This is a genomic window from Streptomyces sp. NPDC002004, assembly GCF_053593975.1.
In genome coordinates this window covers 50,669-67,156 of record NZ_JBSFDP010000013.1, presented here as the reverse complement: position 1 = coordinate 67,156, position 16,488 = coordinate 50,669, and the positions used below count along the sequence as shown (strand labels likewise).

Sequence of the window (16,488 nt, the reverse complement as noted above, 5' to 3'; positions counted from 1 at the left end):
AGCCGTGGCGCGGGTGGTGGCGACCCCTACGGGGGCCCCTGCCCGCGCCGGCGGTAGGAGACGGGCCGACCCGGGAACCCGTCTCCTCATGCCGGACGTCCGATTCGTGACGGCGCGACGGGAAACACCCCTCGAGCGCGCCGACCGCAACTTCTCCGAGCTTCTGCAGGAGCTCAGAGTCACCCAGACCGGGGTGCAGATCCTCTTCGCCTTTCTGCTGACCCTGGCTTTCACCCCTCGATTCCCCACGCTCGACGGCTTCGAGCGGGCCACCTACGTCACGACGCTGCTCCTGGCGATGCTGTCCGCCGCGCTCTTCACGGCGCCCGCAGCGCTCCATCGCTTCCTGTTCCAGCAGCACGCCAAACGGCAGATCGTGCGTGTCTCGTCGCAGTTGTCCCGGGTGGGCCTGGGCGCCCTCGCACTGGCGCTCACCGGCTCGGTGCTGCTCGTCGTGGACGTCGCGGCGGGGCGGACCGGAGGCGTCGCCGCCGGGTGCGGGACCCTGCTCGTGTGCGTCCTGCTCTGGGGCGTCCTGCCGCGGCTGGTGCGGCGCCGGAACATCGCGGTCCGGCCGGCGTCCCGTCCGACGGCACGCGTGCCCGCGCGCCGAGGGCGCCGCCGGTGACGCCTCGGGCCGCCCGGGCGACACGCGGCCTGAGCGACACGGCACCTGGACGGGGCAGAGGAGGCTCCGGGACCTGCCGGGGAGCCCGGGACCCGGCGAGCGCGCTCCGGGCCGAGGTCAGTTCTGGACGGGAACCGTCCAGGGAAGCGCGATCCACACCGTCTTGCCGCCCTCGGGCGTCGGACTGACGCTGAGTCTGCCGCCGTACTCGTTGGCCAGCCAGCGGATGATCACCATGCCGCGGCCGTTGTCCTGCTGCACCGCCGCGGGCAGCCGCTTGGGGAAGCGGGGGTGGCTGTCGGTGACGCCGATGCGCAGCTGCTCGTCGCGCTCCAGCGTCACGTCCACGGTGAACGTGGGCGACTGGCCGAAGGTGTGCTGGACGGCATTGGTGGCGAGTTCGGAGACGATGAGCCGGACCGTGTCGGCCACATCCGCGTCCCCGGGCAGTCCCCATTCCGTGAGGACATTGCTGACGTATTTCCGCGCCGCGGAGACCGAGGCGGGATCGCTCGGCAGAGTGACGGAGGCTTCTTGGTGGTCTGCCATGGCGACGTCGTCCCTTTCCCATCGGGGCCGGACTCCGACACGTGGCGGATGGTTCGATACGGCCCCGGACCGGTGCTGTCGCCAGACTGCCACTCGCGCGCCGATCAGGGAGCGCATCCCCTGAGAATGCATATATCTGTCGCTCGAAGCGGTGAACTCTGCGACGAGAGAGCGTATTTGACCCATACCGTGTGGCTTCCTCTACCGTCGGCGGGTGAGCCGCCGCGGTGTCGGCCGGAAGGAGACGGCCCATGCAGCACGGTCCCGCGGTGCGCCGCCGCAAGCTCGGCGCGGAACTGCGTGCGCTCCGCGACCGCTCGGGGCTCACGAGCGGTGAGGCCGCCCGGCGCGCGGGCTGGCACCAGTCGAAGGTGAGCCGGATCGAGACGGGCCGCAGCGGTGTGAAGCAGGCCGATGTGCGGCTGCTGCTCGACATGTACGGCGTGGAGGACATCCAACACCGGGAACTTCTGGTCGCGTTGGCGGGCTCCGACGACGACGGCGGGCGGCGTCACTGGTGGCACGCCTATCGCGGGCTGCTGCCACCGGCATACCAGGACTTCATCAGTCTGGAGGCACAGGCCTGCGGAATGCGCACGCTGGAGAACTCCGTGGTGCCGGGCCTGCTGCAGACCCCCGACTACGCCCGCGCGGTGACCCGGGCCTCGCTGGGCGGCCTGCCGGAGCGGCAGATCGAGGCGCTGGTCGACGTACGGCTGGCGCGTCAGGACGTGCTGCGCGGCGATCCGCCGCTGGAGTTCAGCGCGATCCTCGACGAGGCGGTGCTGCGCCGGCAGGTGGGCGGGCCCGGCGTGATGGCGGCGCAGCTGAGGCATTTGGCGAAAGTGGCGTGCCTGCCGCATATGCGGATCCAGGTATTGCCCTTCACGGCGGGCGCCCATATCGGCCAGACCGGCGCTTTCGTTATTTTCTCATTTCCGCACATTGCCGATCTGGACGTGGTTGTTCTCGACCACTTGATGAGTAGTCTCTACCTCGAACGGAAAGAAGACCTCAGGGCATACACCGAAGCCTTCAACTCTCTTCGGAATCACGCCCTTTCACCCACGGACTCATTGGACTTCATCGCCGGGATGGGTGACGGCGCATAGGGAGGCACCATGACCGCTCTGCCTCGGCACGTTCCGTCCAGCACATCGCTGGCCCCCGTCGGCTGGCGGCGCAGCAGCCGCAGCACGGGCATGAACAACTGTGTGGAGACGGCCGAGCTCGGCCCGGGCCCCGCGGCGGGCCTGCTCGCCGTCCGCGACTCCAAGAATCCCACGGGGCCCGCCGTGCTCTTCTCGGCCGCCGCCTGGGGGACCTTCCTCGACGGTCTGCGCTGATCCCCGGGGTCAGCGGGGCGCGGTACGCCCGATCACGCGCACGGCCTCGGCGATCTGCTCGTCGGTGAGGTCCGCCCGGGCGGTCAGCCGCAGCCGCGAGATCCCGTCCGGCACGGACGGCGGCCGGAAGCATCCCACGGCCACCCCGGCCGCGCGGCAGTCGGCCGCCCACTCCACGGCCTCCTCGGGCGAGGGCGCCCGCACCGAGACCACCGCCGCGTCAGGGCGCACCGCCTCCAGGCCCGACGCGGTCAGCCGCTCGTACAGCTCGGTCGCGACGGCCCGGGCGCGTGCGGCGCGTCCGGGGTCGCGGCGCAGCAGGCCGAGGGCGCCCAGCGCGGCGCCCGCGGCCGCCGGTGCCAGGCCGGTGTCGAAGATGAAGGTACGAGCCGCGTTGATCAGGTGGTCGATGACCGGGGCCGGTCCGAGGACGGCACCGCCCTGGCTGCCGAACGACTTCGACAGGGTGACCGTGGTGACCACGTCGCAGTCGCCCGCGAGACCGGCCGCGAACGGCGCGCCGCGGCCTCCGTCGCCGAGCACGCCCACGCCGTGTGCGTCGTCGACGACCAGCCCGGCGCCGGCCTCACGGCAGGCGGCGGCGAGCCCGCCGAGGGGGGCCGCGTCGCCGTCCACCGAGAAGACGGTGTCGGAGAGGACCACGGCGGGTCCTTCATGGGTGTCCAGCGCCTTGCGCACCGCCTCCACATCGGCGTGCGGCACGACCTGGGTCGTCCCGCGCGCGAGGCGGCAGCCGTCGATGAGCGAGGCGTGGTTCCCGGCGTCCGACACGATCAGCGAGCCGTGCGGGGCGAGCGCGGTGACGGCGGCGATGTTGGCCGCATAGCCGGAGGAGAACACCAGGGCGGCCTCGAAGCCGCAGAAGTCGGCGAGCTCCCTCTCGAGCTGGGCGTGCAGTCCGGTGGAGCCGGTGACCAGCCGGGATCCGGTGGCGCCGCCGCCCCAGCGGAAGGCGGCCTCGGCGGCCGCCTCGGTGACCTGGGGGTGGCGCGCGAGCCCGAGGTAGTCGTTGCTCGCCAGGTCGAGCAGTGTCGACTCCGCACAGCGCGGACGCAGGGTGCGCTCCAGACCGGCCCGGCGGCGCAGACGTGCCTGCTCGTCGATCCAGTCGAAGGGAGATCTCGCCATGGCCGCCTCCGGGGCGTACGAGGGGTTCGCTGTGCAGGAAGAGAGGATGCGCGGTGCGGCCGGGTTGTCCGGCGGCGGGCCCCGCCCGCAGGTACCGCCCCCGTTGTGGGCCGCGCCTCGTTTGTAGGCAGTGCACAGACTGTAGCTCCACGGCCAGCCGCCAAGAATGTGGCAATACCCACACTCCGAACGGTGGGAGTTGTGCGAACTCTCCTTGGCCTGAGTACGCTCCGTAGGCAAGGATCGGCGCCATGGATCTGCTGAACACGCTGGTGGACAAGGGGCTTCGGCGCGAGCTGCCGACCCGCGAGGAGGCGCTGGCCGTACTGGCCACCTCCGACGACGACGTGCTCGACGTGGTGGCGGCGGCCGGAAAGGTGCGGCGTCACTGGTTCGGCCGACGGGTGAAACTCAACTATCTGGTCAACCTGAAGTCGGGCCTGTGCCCGGAGGACTGCTCGTACTGCTCGCAGCGGCTCGGCTCCAAGGCGGAGATCCTCAAGTACACCTGGCTGAAGGCGGACGAGGCGTCCGAGGCGGCCGCCGCGGGTGTCGCGGGCGGCGCCAAGCGGGTCTGCCTGGTCGCGAGTGGCCGCGGTCCGACGGACCGCGACGTCGACCGGGTGTCGCAGACGATCCAGACGATCAAGGAGCAGAACGAGGGCGTCGAGGTGTGCGCCTGTCTCGGCCTGCTCTCGGACGGCCAGGCCGAGCGGCTGCGCGCGGCCGGCGCCGACGCGTACAACCACAATCTGAACACCTCGGAGAGCACGTACGGGGAGATCACCTCCACGCACACGTACGCCGACCGGGTGGACACGGTCCAGAAGGCGCACGCGGCGGGTCTGTCCGCCTGCTCCGGCCTGATCGCCGGCATGGGCGAGACCGACGAGGACCTGGTCGACGTGGTCTACTCGCTGCGCGAGCTGGACCCGGACTCGGTGCCGGTGAACTTCCTGATCCCGTTCGAGGGCACCCCGCTGGCGAAGGAGTGGAACCTCACCCCCCAGCGCTGTCTGCGCATTCTCGCCATGGTCCGCTTCGTCTGCCCGGACGTCGAGGTGCGGATCGCGGGCGGCCGTGAGGTGCACCTGCGCTCCATGCAGCCGCTGGCGCTGCACCTGGCCAACTCGATCTTCCTCGGCGACTACCTCACCAGCGAGGGCCAGGCCGGCAAGCAGGACCTGGACATGATCGCGGACGCCGGTTTCGAGGTCGAGGGCACGGACACGGTGACGCTCCCCGAGCACCGGGCGGCCGGCGGCTGCGGCTCGCAGCAGGGCTCGGCCTGCGGGTCCCACGGCACCGGGGGCTGCGGCTCGCACGAGGACGCGGCCTGTGGGTCCCACGAGGGCTCCGTGTGCGGCTCCGCACCGGCCACCGAGACGTCCGAGGCCCGTACGGACCTGGTCGCGGTACGCCGCCGGGGCGCCGGCACGGACCTCGCGCCCAATGCCTGAGCCGCTCACCCCGGACGTGCTGCTGGCCCTGGACCGGCAGCACGTCTGGCACCCCTACGGCCCGATGCCCGGCCGCCAGGAACCGCTCGTCGTCGAGTCGGCGGCCGGGGTGCGGCTGCGCCTCGCCGACGGCGGGCGTGAGCTCGTGGACGGCATGTCGTCGTGGTGGTCGGCCATCCACGGCTACAACCACCCGGTGCTCAACGACGCGGTACGGGCCCAGCTGGACCGGATGAGCCACGTCATGTTCGGCGGCCTCACCCACGAGCCGGCAGTGGGACTGGCGAAGCGCCTTGTCGACATGTCGCCCGAAGGCCTGGAGCACGTCTTCCTGGCCGACTCGGGATCGGTGTCCGTCGAGGTCGCGGTGAAGATGTGCCTCCAGTACTGGCGTTCGCTGGGCCGCCCCGGCAAGACCCGGCTGCTCACCTGGCGGGGCGGCTACCACGGCGACACCTGGCAGCCCATGGCGGTGTGCGATCCCCAGGGCGGCATGCACGAGCTGTGGTCCGGCGTGCTCCAGCGCCAGGTCTTCGCGGACCGGCCGCCGGTGGAGTACGAGGAGTCGTACGCCGCCCACCTGGACGACCTGATCGGCCGGCACGCGGACGAACTGGCCGCCGTGATCGTGGAGCCGGTGGTGCAGGGCGCGGGCGGCATGCGGTTCCACTCCCCCGCCTATCTGCGGGTCCTCCGCGAGGCCTGTGACGCGCACGACGTGCTGCTCGTGTTCGACGAGATCGCGACGGGTTTCGGCCGCACCGGCGCCCTGTTCGCCGCCGACCACGCCGGCGTCACCCCGGACGTGATGTGCGTGGGCAAGGCCCTGACCGGCGGCTACCTGACCATGGCGGCGACCCTGTGCACGCCGCGCGTGGCGGACGGGATCTCGCAGGGCGAGGTCCCTGTCCTGGCGCACGGCCCGACGTTCATGGGCAACCCTCTGGCGGCTGCCGTCGCCTGCGCGTCGATCGACCTGCTGCTCGGCCAGGACTGGCAGACGGAGGTCAAGCGCATCGAGACCGCCCTGCGGGAGGGGCTCGCGCCCGCGTCGGATCTCCCGGGAGTACGGGAGGTACGCGTCCTGGGCGCGATCGGCGTCGTCCAGCTCGACCACGAGGTGGACATGGCGGCGGCCACCCGGGCGGCGGTCTCCGAGGGCGTGTGGCTGCGGCCCTTCCGCGACCTCGTGTACACGATGCCGCCGTACATCACCGACGGCGAGGACCTCGCCCGGATCGGCCGTGCGGTGTGCGCGGCGGCGAAGGAGGGCTGACATGACCGTTCTGGTGGTCACCGGTACGGGGACCGAGGTGGGCAAGACCGTGACGACGGCGGCCGTCGCGGCGGCGGCGTGCGCGGCCGGAAGGTCGGTCGCGGTACTGAAGCCCGCGCAGACCGGGGTCGGCCCCGGCGAGCCGGGTGACGTGGACGAGGTGATCCGGCTCGCGGGCGGGGTCACGGTGGCCGAACTCGCCAGGTTCCCCGAGCCGTTGGCACCCGAGACGGCGGCGGCGCGCGCGGGGCTGCCACCCGTCGGACCGCGGGAGATCGCCGAGGCGGCGGAAAAGCTCGCCGCCGACCACGACCTCGTACTCATCGAGGGTGCGGGCGGACTCCTCGTGCGCTTCGACGCCGCCGGCTCCACCCTGGCCGACGTGGCCCGGGAGCTCGGGGCGCCGGTCCTGCTCGTGGCGTCCGCAGGGCTCGGCACGCTCAACACGACGGCGCTCACGGCGGAGGCGCTGCGCGCCCGGGGCATCGGGTTGACCGGTGTGGTCGTCGGCAGCTGGCCCCGTCTGCCCGACCTCGCCTCGCGCTGCAATCTCGCGGACCTGCCGGTGTCCGCGGGGGCGCCCCTCGTGGGAGCGGTACCGGAGGGGGCGGGTGCCCTCGATGCGGCCGCGTTCCGCACGGCGGCCCCGGGATGGCTGGCGCCCCGGCTGCACGGCACGTGGGACGCCGAGCGGTTCACGTCCCACGAGGGCCCGTGACGGCCGAAGCCCTCCGGACGCGGCACCGCAGCCCCCGTTCGTAACGGCCGCAGCCCCCGCAAACGGGGCTCCGGCGCTCTCCCGCGGCGCGTCCGCCCGCAGCGGCACGGTTCCGCGACCACCGCGCGCGGTCCTTCCCCCTGCTCCGGGAGGACGCTCCGCACAGTCTCCGGGCGCACCGCACCGGCAGGCGGAACCGCGCCGTCGCGGGGAGGGTCACCCTGCCGTCTCCGGGGGCACAATCCCCGTAGGCCGCCGCTGCCGCCGGGAAAGGGAGGCGCTCCATGCCCTCGAGGAGCCCCAAGGCGTCCAAGGACGCCGTGCACCACCCGTTGTTCGCCCGCTTCTACGCCAAGTTCAGCGTCGCCTCCGAGCGCACGGTCGGCCCGCACCGTGAGGAACTGCTGGCCGGGCTGAGCGGCCGGGTCATCGAGATCGGCGCCGGCAACGGCCTCAACTTCGCGCGTTATCCCCGGGCCGTGTCGGAGGTCGTCGCGATCGAACCGGAGAGTGTGCTGCGCCGGATGGCGCTGGACGCCGCACAGCGCGCCGACGTTCCGGTCGACGTGGTGCCCGGCGCCGCGGAGGCGCTGCCCGTCAAGAGCGAGGCGTTCGACGCGGCGGTGCTCTCGCTGGTGCTGTGCAGCGTCCGGGACGTGCCACGGGCGCTGGCCGAGGTGCGCAGGGTGCTGCGGCCCGGCGGGCAGCTGCGGTTCTTCGAGCACGGACGGGCTCCGAGCGGTGCGATGGTGCCGGTTCAGCGCTCGCTGGACCGCACGGTCTGGCCGCTGCTGTTCGGCGGCTGCCATGTGGCGCGTGACCCGATCGGCGCACTGCGCGGGGCGGAGTTCGAGCTGGGCCCGTACCGGCGGCTGCTCGTGCCGGACAGGGGTCCGCTCCTGCCCACGTCGTACTGCGTCCTCGGGATGGCGCTCAAGCCGGGGAGCCCGGCCCCGTGAGCGGGCCGGGATCCCGTCGGCCCTGGGCGGATGCCGCCCCACCGGCGGTTCCCCGGCTCACCGGCTCCAGTGCCGCAGTTCCTCGGCGATGTCGTGGACCGTCACCTGCCCGTCCTTCACCAGACGGGCCAGGTCGCGCACCTGGTCGGGCGAGGTGACGACCTTGACGCCGCTGGCGACGAGATAGGCATAGGCGACGGCGGACGCGTACAGCGCATTGGAGTGCTCCAGTGCGGGGACGTGGAGCAGCAGTTGCAGCAGCGCGGCGGCACGGGTGTGCGCGTCGTCGTACACGGGCGCGCCGAATATCTCCGCCTCGTGGCGGCTGACGGCTGCGACGAGGGCGCCCCAGTCGGTGACCTGGGGATCTCCGGGTGTCCTACGCTCCGCGATCATGAGGAGCCAGGCGAGGTCGATGCACAGGTCCAAGGTCAGCGACGGCCTTCGCCGTCCGCGCCGAACTCCTCGCTGAACACGCCCTCGTACTGCTGCATGAAGTCGGCCGCCGCCTCGACGAACGTGTGACCGATCTCCCCGGCGTCCTGCTGGACGAGTTCCTCGATGTAGCGGTTGACGCTGATACCGCGGGCCGTCGCTCGGGCGCGGGCCGTTCGGGCGGTGTTCTCGTCCACCCGTACGTTCAGCCGAGTCTTCGCCATACGTCGACGCTAGCGCCGGGGAGCTGGCGCGGGCAAGGGCGGACCGGTGCGGACGGCGCACGCCGCGAAGGGCACGGGCGGACCGGCAGGCGCCGGGCGCGCAGCGGGACGGCCCTGCGGACGGCGCACGCCGGGGCGGTCCGGTGCGGACGGCCCCGCCGCGAAGGGCACGGCCACGGAGGCCGGCTGCAGCCTCCGCCCGGTTCCGGCGAACGCGCTCGCGGACGGCTCCGGCAGTGATCGCTCACCACCCGGAAGGCCGTATGTCCCTTGCCCCTTACACGGTTTATCCGGGGGACGACGGATATCGGCGTGGCGCACACCACACTACGCTCGGCAGTCAGTGGAAAGCAGAATCACGGGACCCAGGACGGCCAAGACGTAGGAGGCGGCCTTGTCCACACCTGCTGCAGAGACGATTGCCGACCGGCCGGGGGCCGACGGTTTCGCGGCCCGGGCGCGCGGCCTGACGAAGGCGTACGGCTCGGGCGAGACGACGGTGCTCGCGCTCGACTCGGTCGACGTCGACATCGCACGCGGGCGGTTCACGGCGGTGATGGGCCCGTCCGGCTCGGGCAAGTCCACGCTGATGCACTGTCTGGCCGGCCTCGACACGGTGTCGGCGGGACGGGTTTGGCTCGGGGACACGGAGATCACCGGCCTGCGCGACCGGGAGCTGACGCAACTGCGGCGCGACCGCATCGGCTTCATGTTCCAGTCGTTCAACCTGATCCCCACGCTGAACGCGGTGGAGAACATCACCCTTCCCATGGACATCGCGGGCCGCTCCCCCGACCGGGAGTGGCTGGACCGGGTCATCGACACGCTCGGACTGCGGAACCGGTTGAAGCACCGCCCGGCCCAGCTGTCCGGTGGCCAGCAGCAGCGCGTCGCGTGCGCCCGGGCCCTCGCGTCCCGGCCGGAACTCATTTTCGCGGACGAGCCGACCGGCAATCTGGACTCGCGCGCGGGTCTGGAGGTCCTCGGGTTCCTGCGCGAGGCGGTCGACGCGCTCGGCCAGACCGTGGTGATGGTGACCCACGATCCGAATGCGGCGGCCCGTGCCGACCTGGTGCTGTTCCTCGCCGACGGCAGGATCGTCGACGAGATGCCCGAACCGACGGCGGAGGCGGTGCTGGAGCGGATGCGTCTGTTCTCCACCGGACACGACCGGCCGCCGGCGGACCGCGGAGCCGATCTGCTCGGCCAGGACTGAGGCGGACGCACGTGCTCAAGGCGACACTCCGGAGCTTCCTGGCCCACAAGGGCCGGCTGATGCTGTCCGCGCTGGCCGTCGTGCTGTCGGTGGCCTTCGTCGCGGGCAGCCTGATCTTCTCGGACACGGTGACCCGCACCTTCGACCGTCTGTTCGCCTCGACGGCGGCCGATGTGACCGTCAGTCCGAAGACCGACCTCAGGGAGCGGGTGCCCTCGGGGGCGATCCCGAGCGTGCCCGCGAGTCTCGCCGACCGCATCGCGAAGGTGGACGGGGTCGCAGCCGCCCATGTCGACGTCAGTGTCGAGAACATCACCGTCGTCGACGCCGGGAACCGGCAGGTGGGTCCCACGACGGGCGCGCCCACCATCGCCACCGGCTGGCAGGTCACCCCGCGCAGCCCGGTGAAGCTGACCTCCGGACACGCGCCGCACGGACCCGGCGAGGCGCTGCTCGACGCGGACACCGCCGCCCACAGGCACCTCGGCGTCGGCGACACGATGACGGTCCTCGCGCGGCCCGGCTCGTTCAAGGTGCGGATCGTCGGCATCGCCACCTTCACCACGACCAACCCCGGCGCGGCTCTCGTCTTCCTCGACACCCCGACCGCGCAGAAGAAGCTGCTGGGCAGCACCGGGACGGCGACGAGCGTCTCGGTCGACGCGGCGAAGGGGGTGACCGACGACCGGCTGAAGCAGAACGTCGCGAAGGCGATCGGCTCGGCCTACGACCTCAAGACGGCCGGCGAGCAGGCCAAGTCCGCCACGTCACGGCTCGGCGGATTCCTGAAGGTCGTCAAGTACGTGATGCTCGGCTTCGCCGGGATCGCGGTGCTGGTGGGCGTGTTCCTCATCGTCAACACCTTCTCGATGCTCATCGCGCAGCGGACCCGCGAGCTGGGGCTGCTGCGGGCGCTCGGCGCGGATCGGCGCCAGGTGCGGCGTTCCGTGCTGACGGAGGCGCTGCTGCTGGGCCTGGTCGGTTCCACGCTCGGCCTGGCCGCCGGCATCGGCCTCGCGTTCGGGCTCATCAGCCTGATGGGCTCCTTCGGGATGAACCTGAAGTCCACGGAGATCGTGATCGGCTGGGGAACCCCTGTCGCCGCGTACGCCGTGGGGGTCGGGGTCACCTTCGTCGCGGCGTATCTGCCGGCCGGGCGCGCCGCACGGGTCTCGCCGATGGCGGCTCTCGCCGATGCCGAGGCCGCCGGGGCCGGGCGGCCGTTGCGGGTGCGGGCAGTCGCAGGTGCGCTCGTCGGCGCCGGTGGTGCCGCCGCGCTTCTCGGATGTGCCGGTGCCGACCGGACGACGACGGCGGCACCTCTGCTCGGTCTCGGCGTCGTGCTGACGCTCGTCGCCACGGTGATCGCGGGGCCGCTGCTGGTGCGCCCGGTGATCAGGGTCCTGGGCGGCGCGTTCCCCGCCGTCTTCGGCTCCGTCGGGCGGCTGAGCCAGCGCAACGCCCTGCGCAATCCACGGCGCACCGGTGCGACGGCCGCCGCGCTGATGGTGGGACTCGCACTGGTCGGCGGGATGTCCGTGGCGAGCGCATCGATGAGCAAGTCGTTCGACCAGCGGATCGACAGCACCCTGGGCGCCGACTTCGTCGTGCAGAACAACCAGTTCCTGCCCTTCCCCCGGGAGGTCACCGACAAGGTGAAGGCCACCGGCGGCGCGGGCCTCGTCGTGCGGCAGCGGAACACGGCGGTCGCGGTGAAGCTGCCGGACGGCCGGCGGGTCACGACGTCCGCGGCGGGCTTCGACCCGCGACTCGACGACGTCGAGCACATGACGTACACGGCCGGGAACACCGCGGCCGCGCTCGCGCCCGGGCACATCGCCATGGACCGTGACTTCGCCGCGTCCCACCGCGTCCGGCTCGGTACCAGGCTGGCCGTGGAGTTCCCCGGGAAGCGCACGGGTGACCTGACGGTCGCCGCGCTGACCGAGCACAGCGGCACGGGCGGCTTCGCCATGCAGGGCGGGCTGTTCCTCGGCCTCCCCACGGCCGAGAAGTACGTGCCCGGCGGCGAGGACTCCGCGCTGTACGTGAACGCCGCCCCCGGGACGGGCGCGGGCACGCTGCGGGCCCGGCTCGACCGGACGCTGCGCCCCTATCCCCAGGTGCAGGTCCGTAACCAGGCCGACTACAAGAAGCTGGTGCACGACCAGATCGCCGTGCTGCTGTACCTCGTGTACGCGCTGCTCGGCCTGGCGATCGTCATCGCCGTGCTCGGCGTGGTGAACACGCTCGCGCTGTCCGTGGTCGAGCGCACCCGTGAGATCGGGCTGCTGCGGGCCATCGGTCTATCCCGCCGGCAGCTGCGCCGGATGATCCGGCTGGAGTCCGTCGTGATCGCGGTGTTCGGGGCGGTCCTCGGGCTCGGCCTCGGCATCGTCTGGGGGCTCGCCGTCCAGCGGGTCCTCGCCCTCCAGGGCATGACCGCGCTCGCCGTTCCGTGGACCACGATCACGGCGGTGGTGACCGGTTCCGTGGTCGTGGGTCTGGCGGCGGCGCTGCTGCCCGCGCTGCGCGCCTCACGGATGAACGTGCTGGCGGCCATCGCACACGAGTGACGGGAGAGGTGATGGCACGTCCGTTCCGTTTCGGCGTCAATCTCGTCGAGCCGGCCCCGCGCGACGACTGGCGCGCGAAGTGCCGGCGTGCCGAGGAGCTCGGCTACGACGTGATCCAGGTGCCCGACCATCTGGGCATGGCGGCGCCGTTTCCGGCGCTGGTCGCCGCGGCCGAGGCCACCGAGCGGCCCCGGGTGGGCACGTTCGTGCTCAATGCCGGGTTCTGGAACCCGACGCTGCTGGCGCGTGAGGTCACGACGACGGACGCCCTGACCGGCGGCCGGCTGGAACTGGGCCTCGGCACGGGGTACGTACGCGCGGAGCACGAGGCGGCCGGCCTGCCGTACGGGTCGCCACGCGCACGCGTCGACCATCTGGCCCGCACCGTGGAGGAATTGGAACTTCTGCTGGCGCCGCCCGAGGGTGGGGGCAGCGGGCAGCGGGTGCCGCTGCTGGTCGGCGGGAACGGCGACCGGGTGCTGGAACTTGCCGCCCGGTACGCCGACATCGCCGCCTTCACCGGGGCACGGAGCGTACCCGGGAGCAGGACCGGGACCCTGGTCCCGATCAGTGCGGAGGAACTGGACGAGCGCGTGGCCGCGTACCGGCGCCTCGCCGCGGGGCGGGCCGAACCGGCCGAGCTGAACCTCCTGGTGCAGACGGTCGTCGTCACACAGGACCGGCGCGCCGCGGTCCGGGACGCGCTGTCGCTGGTGCCGCATCTGACCGAACCGCAGGTGCTGGACCTGCCCATCCTGCTCATCGGGACGGTGGAGCAGATCATCGGCCAGGTGCGGGCGCAGCGGGAGCGGTACGGATTCTCGTACCTCACCGTGCTGGAGCCGTACATGGAGGCGTTCGGCCCGGTCGTGGCCGCCCTGCGCGGGCAGTGAACCGCTCGCCGCCGGCAAGGAGCCGTCCACACTGCGGAATTGGTGCCAAGCCCGGCACCCGTGGTGGTGGGATGGCACCATGAGTGATCTTCGGACGAGGCCCGCCGGGCCCGACGACCTCGATGCGGTGCTCGCCTTCTGGAAGGTGGCCGCCGAGGGGACCAGCATCAGCGACGACCGTGCGGGGGTCGAGCGGCTCGTCGCCCGCGACCCGGAGGCGCTGATCCTCGCCGAGCGCGACGGGGTGCTGGCCGGCACGGTCATCGCCGGGTTCGACGGCTGGCGCTGCCATCTGTACCGGCTCGCCGTTCACCCCGGGTATCGGCGGCAGGGCATCGGCACGGCGCTGCTCACGGCGGCGGAGGAACGTTTCGTACGTCTCGGGGGCCGGCGCGCCGACGCGATGGTGCTCCAGCGGAACGAGACCGCGCACATCGCCTGGCGGGCCGCGGGGTACGCACCCGAGGAGAAGTGGCGCCGGTGGGTCAAGCCGCTGGTGGACTGAGCGGGAACCGCAGGGACCGGCGGGCGCGGGCCGCCGGTCCCTGCGGCTCCGCGAGGTGTGCCGCTGCGGTTCGCTCTTTGCGATCCTCCCGGCCCTGGCCGATCATGGGACGGAGGTGACCCGATGACCGAAGTGCTCCTCCTCGTAGTCGCGATCCTGCTCTCCCTCACCTGTGGAGCCTTCGTCGCGGCGGAGTTCTCGCTCACGACGGTCGAGCGCAGCGAGCTCGAAGCGGCGGTCGCACGGGGCGAGCGCGGCGCGGCGGGCGCGCTGAAGGCCGTGCGGCAGCTGACCTTCCAGCTGTCGGGGGCACAGCTCGGGATCACGGTCACCAATCTGGTCGTCGGCATGCTCTCCGAGCCGTCGATCGCCAGGCTCATCGCTGCGCCGCTGGAGGACCTGGGCCTCTCGCGCGCGACCGCGGACTCGGTCGCGCTGGTGATCGGTACCGCGCTCTCGACGGTCTTCCTGATGGTGGTCGGGGAACTGGTGCCGAAGAACTGGGCGATCTCCTCGCCCCTGGCGATGGCCAAGCGCGTCGGCACCCCGCAGCGCTGGTTCAGTGCCGCGTTCCGGCCCTTCATCACCCATCTCAACAACGCCGCCAACCGTGTCGTGCGCCGTCTCGGCCTCGAACCCGCCGAGGAGCTTGCGTCGGCGCGGAGCCCGCAGGAGCTGGTCGCGCTGGCGCGGCACTCGGCGAAGCAGGGCGCCCTGGAACCCGACACGGCGGAGCTGTTCGTGCGCACCCTGAACCTCGCCGACCTGACCGCCGAGAACGTGATGACGCCGCGCGTCCAGGTGATCGCCCTGGATGCACAGGCCACCTGCGAGGACGTGGCCAACGCGACCCGGGCGACGGGCCTGTCCCGCTTCCCGGTCCACCGCGGCGGACTCGACCAGGTCGTGGGTGTGGTGCACATCAAGGACGTGCTGGCCGTGCCGGCCGAGCGTCGGCCCCACACCCCCGTGTCCGAGCCGATGCGTGACCCGTTGCTGGTCCCCGAGTCGCTGACCGTGGACCGGCTGCTCGACCGGCTCTCCGAGGGCCGCACCATGGCGGTCGTCATCGACGAGTACGGCGGCACGGCGGGCGTGGCGACCCTGGAGGACATCGTCGAGGAGGTCGTGGGCGAGGTGCGGGACGAGCACGACCCGCACGAGACCCCGGACCTGGCCCCGGCCGGTCAGGACGCGGACGGGCGCACGCTGTACTCGGCGGACGGGTCCGCGCGCACCGACCAGCTGGCCCGGGTCGGGATGCGGGTGCCCGACGGGCCGTACGAGACGCTCGCCGGTGTGGTCGCCACGCTGCTCGGCCGGATACCGGCCGTCGGCGACCGCGTCGAGATCGCCGGCTGGCGGCTCGACGTCGTCGACGCCACCGGGCACCGCGCGGCGCGGGTGCTGCTGCACGCCCCGGCGGCGGATGGCGAACGGCCGGAGGGAGACCGATGACCCTCGTCCAGCTGTTGATCGGCCTGGCGACCCTGGTCGCCAACGCCTTCTTCGTCGGCGCGGAGTTCGCGCTGATCTCCGTGCGCCGCAGCCAGATCGAACCGCGGGCCGAGCACGGCGACCGTCGGGCGCGCAGCGTGCTGTGGGGCCTGGAGCACGTGTCCGCGCTGCTGGCGGCGGCGCAGCTCGGCATCACCCTCTGCACGCTGGTCCTGGGTGTGGTGGCCGAGCCGGCGATCGCGCATCTGCTCGAGCCACTGTTCCACGCGGTCGGGATTCCGCAGGGCCTGATCCACCTGATCTCGTTCGTGATCGCGCTGACGGTGGCGACGTATCTGCACATGCTCTTCGGCGAGATGGTCCCCAAGAACATCGCGCTGGCCGAGCCGGTGCGCACCGCGCTGACGCTGGGGCCGCCACTGGTCACGCTGACGCGCACCGTGCGGCCGGTGATCTTCACCGTCAACACCTTCGCGAACGCCCTACTGGCGCTGTTGCGGGTCGAGGTGAAGGGCGAGGTGGCGGCGACGTTCACCGACGACGAGCTGGCGCGCCTGGTGAAGGACTCCGGAGACGCGGGGCTGATCGACGACCGGGCGCAGGAGCGGCTGCACGACGCGCTGGAGCTGGGGCGTCGGCCCGTCGAGGACGTCGTCCTGCCACTGGAGCGGATCGTCTACGCGCGCGTGGGCGTGACCCCCGAGGAACTGGAGCGGCTCTCGGCGGAGTCCGGGTTCTCCCGGTTCCCGGTGGTGGACGAGGGGCGGCGCATCGTCGGCTATCTGCACGTCAAGGACGCGCTGGACGCGATGCCGCGCGATGTGCCGTTCCCGGTCCGGGACATGCGGCCCATCGCGCGGGTCCGCGAGACGACCCCGCTCGACGACGTACTCACCGCCATGCGCGGCAGCAGCACGCATCTGGCGGCGGTACTGGGTACGGACGGCAGGCTCGCCGGTCTGGTGACGATGGAGGACGTCCTGCAGGAGCTGTTCGGGCAGCGGGTGTGAGGCGGGGCCGCGCCGGTGGCGGTGTAGGGCCCGGCCCCCTGCCTGCGCCATGCGGATCGGGCAGGGGGCCGGTCCGGGCCGGGTGC

Annotated in this window: 17 protein-coding genes; 13 read left to right on the top strand and 4 right to left on the bottom strand. The window is 72.3% G+C overall.

Features of this window, described 5'->3' with window-relative positions; all coding sequences use genetic code 11:
* Positions 1 to 88 precede the first annotated feature (88 nt).
* Positions 89 to 628 carry a DUF6328 family protein gene (locus ACWCP6_RS20840; RefSeq protein ID WP_450933950.1) on the top strand — a complete coding sequence of 180 codons (540 nt, stop codon included), beginning with the start codon at positions 89 to 91 and terminating at the stop codon, positions 626 to 628.
* Positions 629 to 745: 117 nt separating this feature from the next.
* Here ACWCP6_RS20840 and ACWCP6_RS20835 read toward each other — a convergent pair whose 3' ends face one another.
* Positions 746 to 1,177, bottom strand: a complete 432-nt coding sequence (locus ACWCP6_RS20835; protein WP_450933949.1) for an ATP-binding protein — start codon at positions 1,175 to 1,177, stop codon at positions 746 to 748.
* 251 nt (positions 1,178 to 1,428) lie between these two features.
* Between ACWCP6_RS20835 and ACWCP6_RS20830 the strand changes: the two genes are divergently transcribed.
* Both ACWCP6_RS20830 and ACWCP6_RS20825 read left to right on the top strand, forming a co-directional pair.
* A complete protein-coding gene (locus ACWCP6_RS20830) occupies positions 1,429 to 2,289 on the top strand; it encodes a helix-turn-helix domain-containing protein (protein ID WP_450933948.1) in 861 nt (286 codons plus the stop codon).
* 9 nt (positions 2,290 to 2,298) lie between these two features.
* Positions 2,299 to 2,523 carry a DUF397 domain-containing protein gene (locus tag ACWCP6_RS20825; protein WP_450933947.1) on the top strand — a complete coding sequence of 75 codons (225 nt, stop codon included), beginning with the start codon at positions 2,299 to 2,301 and terminating at the stop codon, positions 2,521 to 2,523.
* 9 nt (positions 2,524 to 2,532) lie between these two features.
* On the opposite strand, the gene ACWCP6_RS20820 is transcribed toward ACWCP6_RS20825, so the two are convergent.
* Positions 2,533 to 3,672 (bottom strand): 8-amino-7-oxononanoate synthase, encoded by a 1,140-nt coding sequence (locus ACWCP6_RS20820; protein ID WP_450933946.1) that lies wholly within the window; start codon positions 3,670 to 3,672, stop codon positions 2,533 to 2,535.
* A 251-nt stretch (positions 3,673 to 3,923) separates the two neighbouring features.
* Here ACWCP6_RS20820 and bioB point away from each other — a divergent pair, with 251 nt between their 5' ends.
* From bioB to ACWCP6_RS20800, 4 genes are all read left to right on the top strand, one after another.
* On the top strand, positions 3,924 to 5,132 hold the full coding sequence (gene bioB, locus ACWCP6_RS20815) for a biotin synthase BioB (protein ID WP_450933945.1): 1,209 nt from the start codon (positions 3,924 to 3,926) through the stop codon (positions 5,130 to 5,132).
* Positions 5,125 to 6,408 carry an adenosylmethionine--8-amino-7-oxononanoate transaminase gene (locus ACWCP6_RS20810; RefSeq protein WP_450933944.1) on the top strand — a complete coding sequence of 428 codons (1,284 nt, stop codon included), beginning with the start codon at positions 5,125 to 5,127 and terminating at the stop codon, positions 6,406 to 6,408. Before bioB ends, ACWCP6_RS20810 begins: the two co-directional genes overlap by 8 nt.
* Position 6,409: 1 nt before the next feature.
* Positions 6,410 to 7,126 (top strand): dethiobiotin synthase, encoded by a 717-nt coding sequence (gene bioD, locus ACWCP6_RS20805; protein ID WP_450933943.1) that lies wholly within the window; start codon positions 6,410 to 6,412, stop codon positions 7,124 to 7,126.
* Between the two features lie 284 nt (positions 7,127 to 7,410).
* A complete protein-coding gene (locus ACWCP6_RS20800) occupies positions 7,411 to 8,085 on the top strand; it encodes a class I SAM-dependent methyltransferase (RefSeq protein WP_450933942.1) in 675 nt (224 codons plus the stop codon).
* A 57-nt stretch (positions 8,086 to 8,142) separates the two neighbouring features.
* On the opposite strand, the gene ACWCP6_RS20795 is transcribed toward ACWCP6_RS20800, so the two are convergent.
* Entirely contained in the window at positions 8,143 to 8,514 is a 372-nt protein-coding gene (locus ACWCP6_RS20795) for a fic family toxin-antitoxin system, toxin component (protein ID WP_450933941.1), read from the bottom strand.
* 2 nt (positions 8,515 to 8,516) lie between these two features.
* Positions 8,517 to 8,744: a toxin-antitoxin system HicB family antitoxin gene (locus tag ACWCP6_RS20790; RefSeq protein ID WP_450933940.1), complete on the bottom strand. Its 228-nt coding sequence runs from the start codon at positions 8,742 to 8,744 to the stop codon at positions 8,517 to 8,519.
* A gap of 394 nt (positions 8,745 to 9,138) precedes the next feature.
* Here ACWCP6_RS20790 and ACWCP6_RS20785 point away from each other — a divergent pair, with 394 nt between their 5' ends.
* The 6 genes from ACWCP6_RS20785 to ACWCP6_RS20760 all read left to right on the top strand — a co-directional run bounded on the left by ACWCP6_RS20785 (position 9,139) and on the right by ACWCP6_RS20760 (position 16,402).
* The gene (locus ACWCP6_RS20785; RefSeq protein ID WP_450933939.1) at positions 9,139 to 9,960 is read left to right on the top strand and encodes an ABC transporter ATP-binding protein; all 822 of its coding nucleotides are present in this window, start codon (positions 9,139 to 9,141) and stop codon (positions 9,958 to 9,960) included.
* Positions 9,961 to 9,971: 11 nt separating this feature from the next.
* Positions 9,972 to 12,536, top strand: coding sequence for an ABC transporter permease (locus tag ACWCP6_RS20780; RefSeq protein ID WP_450933938.1), 2,565 nt, complete (start codon positions 9,972 to 9,974; stop codon positions 12,534 to 12,536).
* An 11-nt stretch (positions 12,537 to 12,547) separates the two neighbouring features.
* Positions 12,548 to 13,429, top strand: coding sequence for an LLM class F420-dependent oxidoreductase (locus ACWCP6_RS20775; RefSeq protein ID WP_450933937.1), 882 nt, complete (start codon positions 12,548 to 12,550; stop codon positions 13,427 to 13,429).
* Between the two features lie 79 nt (positions 13,430 to 13,508).
* Positions 13,509 to 13,934, top strand: coding sequence for a GNAT family N-acetyltransferase (locus ACWCP6_RS20770; protein ID WP_450933936.1), 426 nt, complete (start codon positions 13,509 to 13,511; stop codon positions 13,932 to 13,934).
* Positions 13,935 to 14,057: 123 nt separating this feature from the next.
* Positions 14,058 to 15,392 (top strand): hemolysin family protein, encoded by a 1,335-nt coding sequence (locus ACWCP6_RS20765; RefSeq protein ID WP_450933935.1) that lies wholly within the window; start codon positions 14,058 to 14,060, stop codon positions 15,390 to 15,392.
* Positions 15,389 to 16,402, top strand: a complete 1,014-nt coding sequence (locus ACWCP6_RS20760) for a hemolysin family protein (protein WP_450933934.1) — start codon at positions 15,389 to 15,391, stop codon at positions 16,400 to 16,402. The genes ACWCP6_RS20765 and ACWCP6_RS20760 overlap by 4 nt, the downstream gene beginning before the upstream one ends.
* Positions 16,403 to 16,488: the final 86 nt, after the last annotated feature.

Excerpts from the sequence above, each read along its gene's own strand:
- ACWCP6_RS20840 (WP_450933950.1), top strand. The coding sequence starts at position 89 with ATGCCGGACGTCCGATTCGTGACGGCGCGACGGGAAACACCCCTCGAG.
- ACWCP6_RS20835 (WP_450933949.1), bottom strand. The coding sequence starts at position 1,177 with ATGGCAGACCACCAAGAAGCCTCCGTCACTCTGCCGAGCGATCCCGCC.
- ACWCP6_RS20830 (WP_450933948.1), top strand. The coding sequence starts at position 1,429 with ATGCAGCACGGTCCCGCGGTGCGCCGCCGCAAGCTCGGCGCGGAACTG.
- ACWCP6_RS20825 (WP_450933947.1), top strand. The coding sequence starts at position 2,299 with ATGACCGCTCTGCCTCGGCACGTTCCGTCCAGCACATCGCTGGCCCCC.
- ACWCP6_RS20820 (WP_450933946.1), bottom strand. The coding sequence starts at position 3,672 with ATGGCGAGATCTCCCTTCGACTGGATCGACGAGCAGGCACGTCTGCGC.
- bioB (WP_450933945.1), top strand. The coding sequence starts at position 3,924 with ATGGATCTGCTGAACACGCTGGTGGACAAGGGGCTTCGGCGCGAGCTG.
- ACWCP6_RS20810 (WP_450933944.1), top strand. The coding sequence starts at position 5,125 with ATGCCTGAGCCGCTCACCCCGGACGTGCTGCTGGCCCTGGACCGGCAG.
- bioD (WP_450933943.1), top strand. The coding sequence starts at position 6,410 with ATGACCGTTCTGGTGGTCACCGGTACGGGGACCGAGGTGGGCAAGACC.
- ACWCP6_RS20800 (WP_450933942.1), top strand. The coding sequence starts at position 7,411 with ATGCCCTCGAGGAGCCCCAAGGCGTCCAAGGACGCCGTGCACCACCCG.
- ACWCP6_RS20790 (WP_450933940.1), bottom strand. The coding sequence starts at position 8,744 with ATGGCGAAGACTCGGCTGAACGTACGGGTGGACGAGAACACCGCCCGA.
- ACWCP6_RS20775 (WP_450933937.1), top strand. The coding sequence starts at position 12,548 with ATGGCACGTCCGTTCCGTTTCGGCGTCAATCTCGTCGAGCCGGCCCCG.
- ACWCP6_RS20770 (WP_450933936.1), top strand. The coding sequence starts at position 13,509 with ATGAGTGATCTTCGGACGAGGCCCGCCGGGCCCGACGACCTCGATGCG.
- ACWCP6_RS20765 (WP_450933935.1), top strand. The coding sequence starts at position 14,058 with ATGACCGAAGTGCTCCTCCTCGTAGTCGCGATCCTGCTCTCCCTCACC.
- ACWCP6_RS20760 (WP_450933934.1), top strand. The coding sequence starts at position 15,389 with ATGACCCTCGTCCAGCTGTTGATCGGCCTGGCGACCCTGGTCGCCAAC.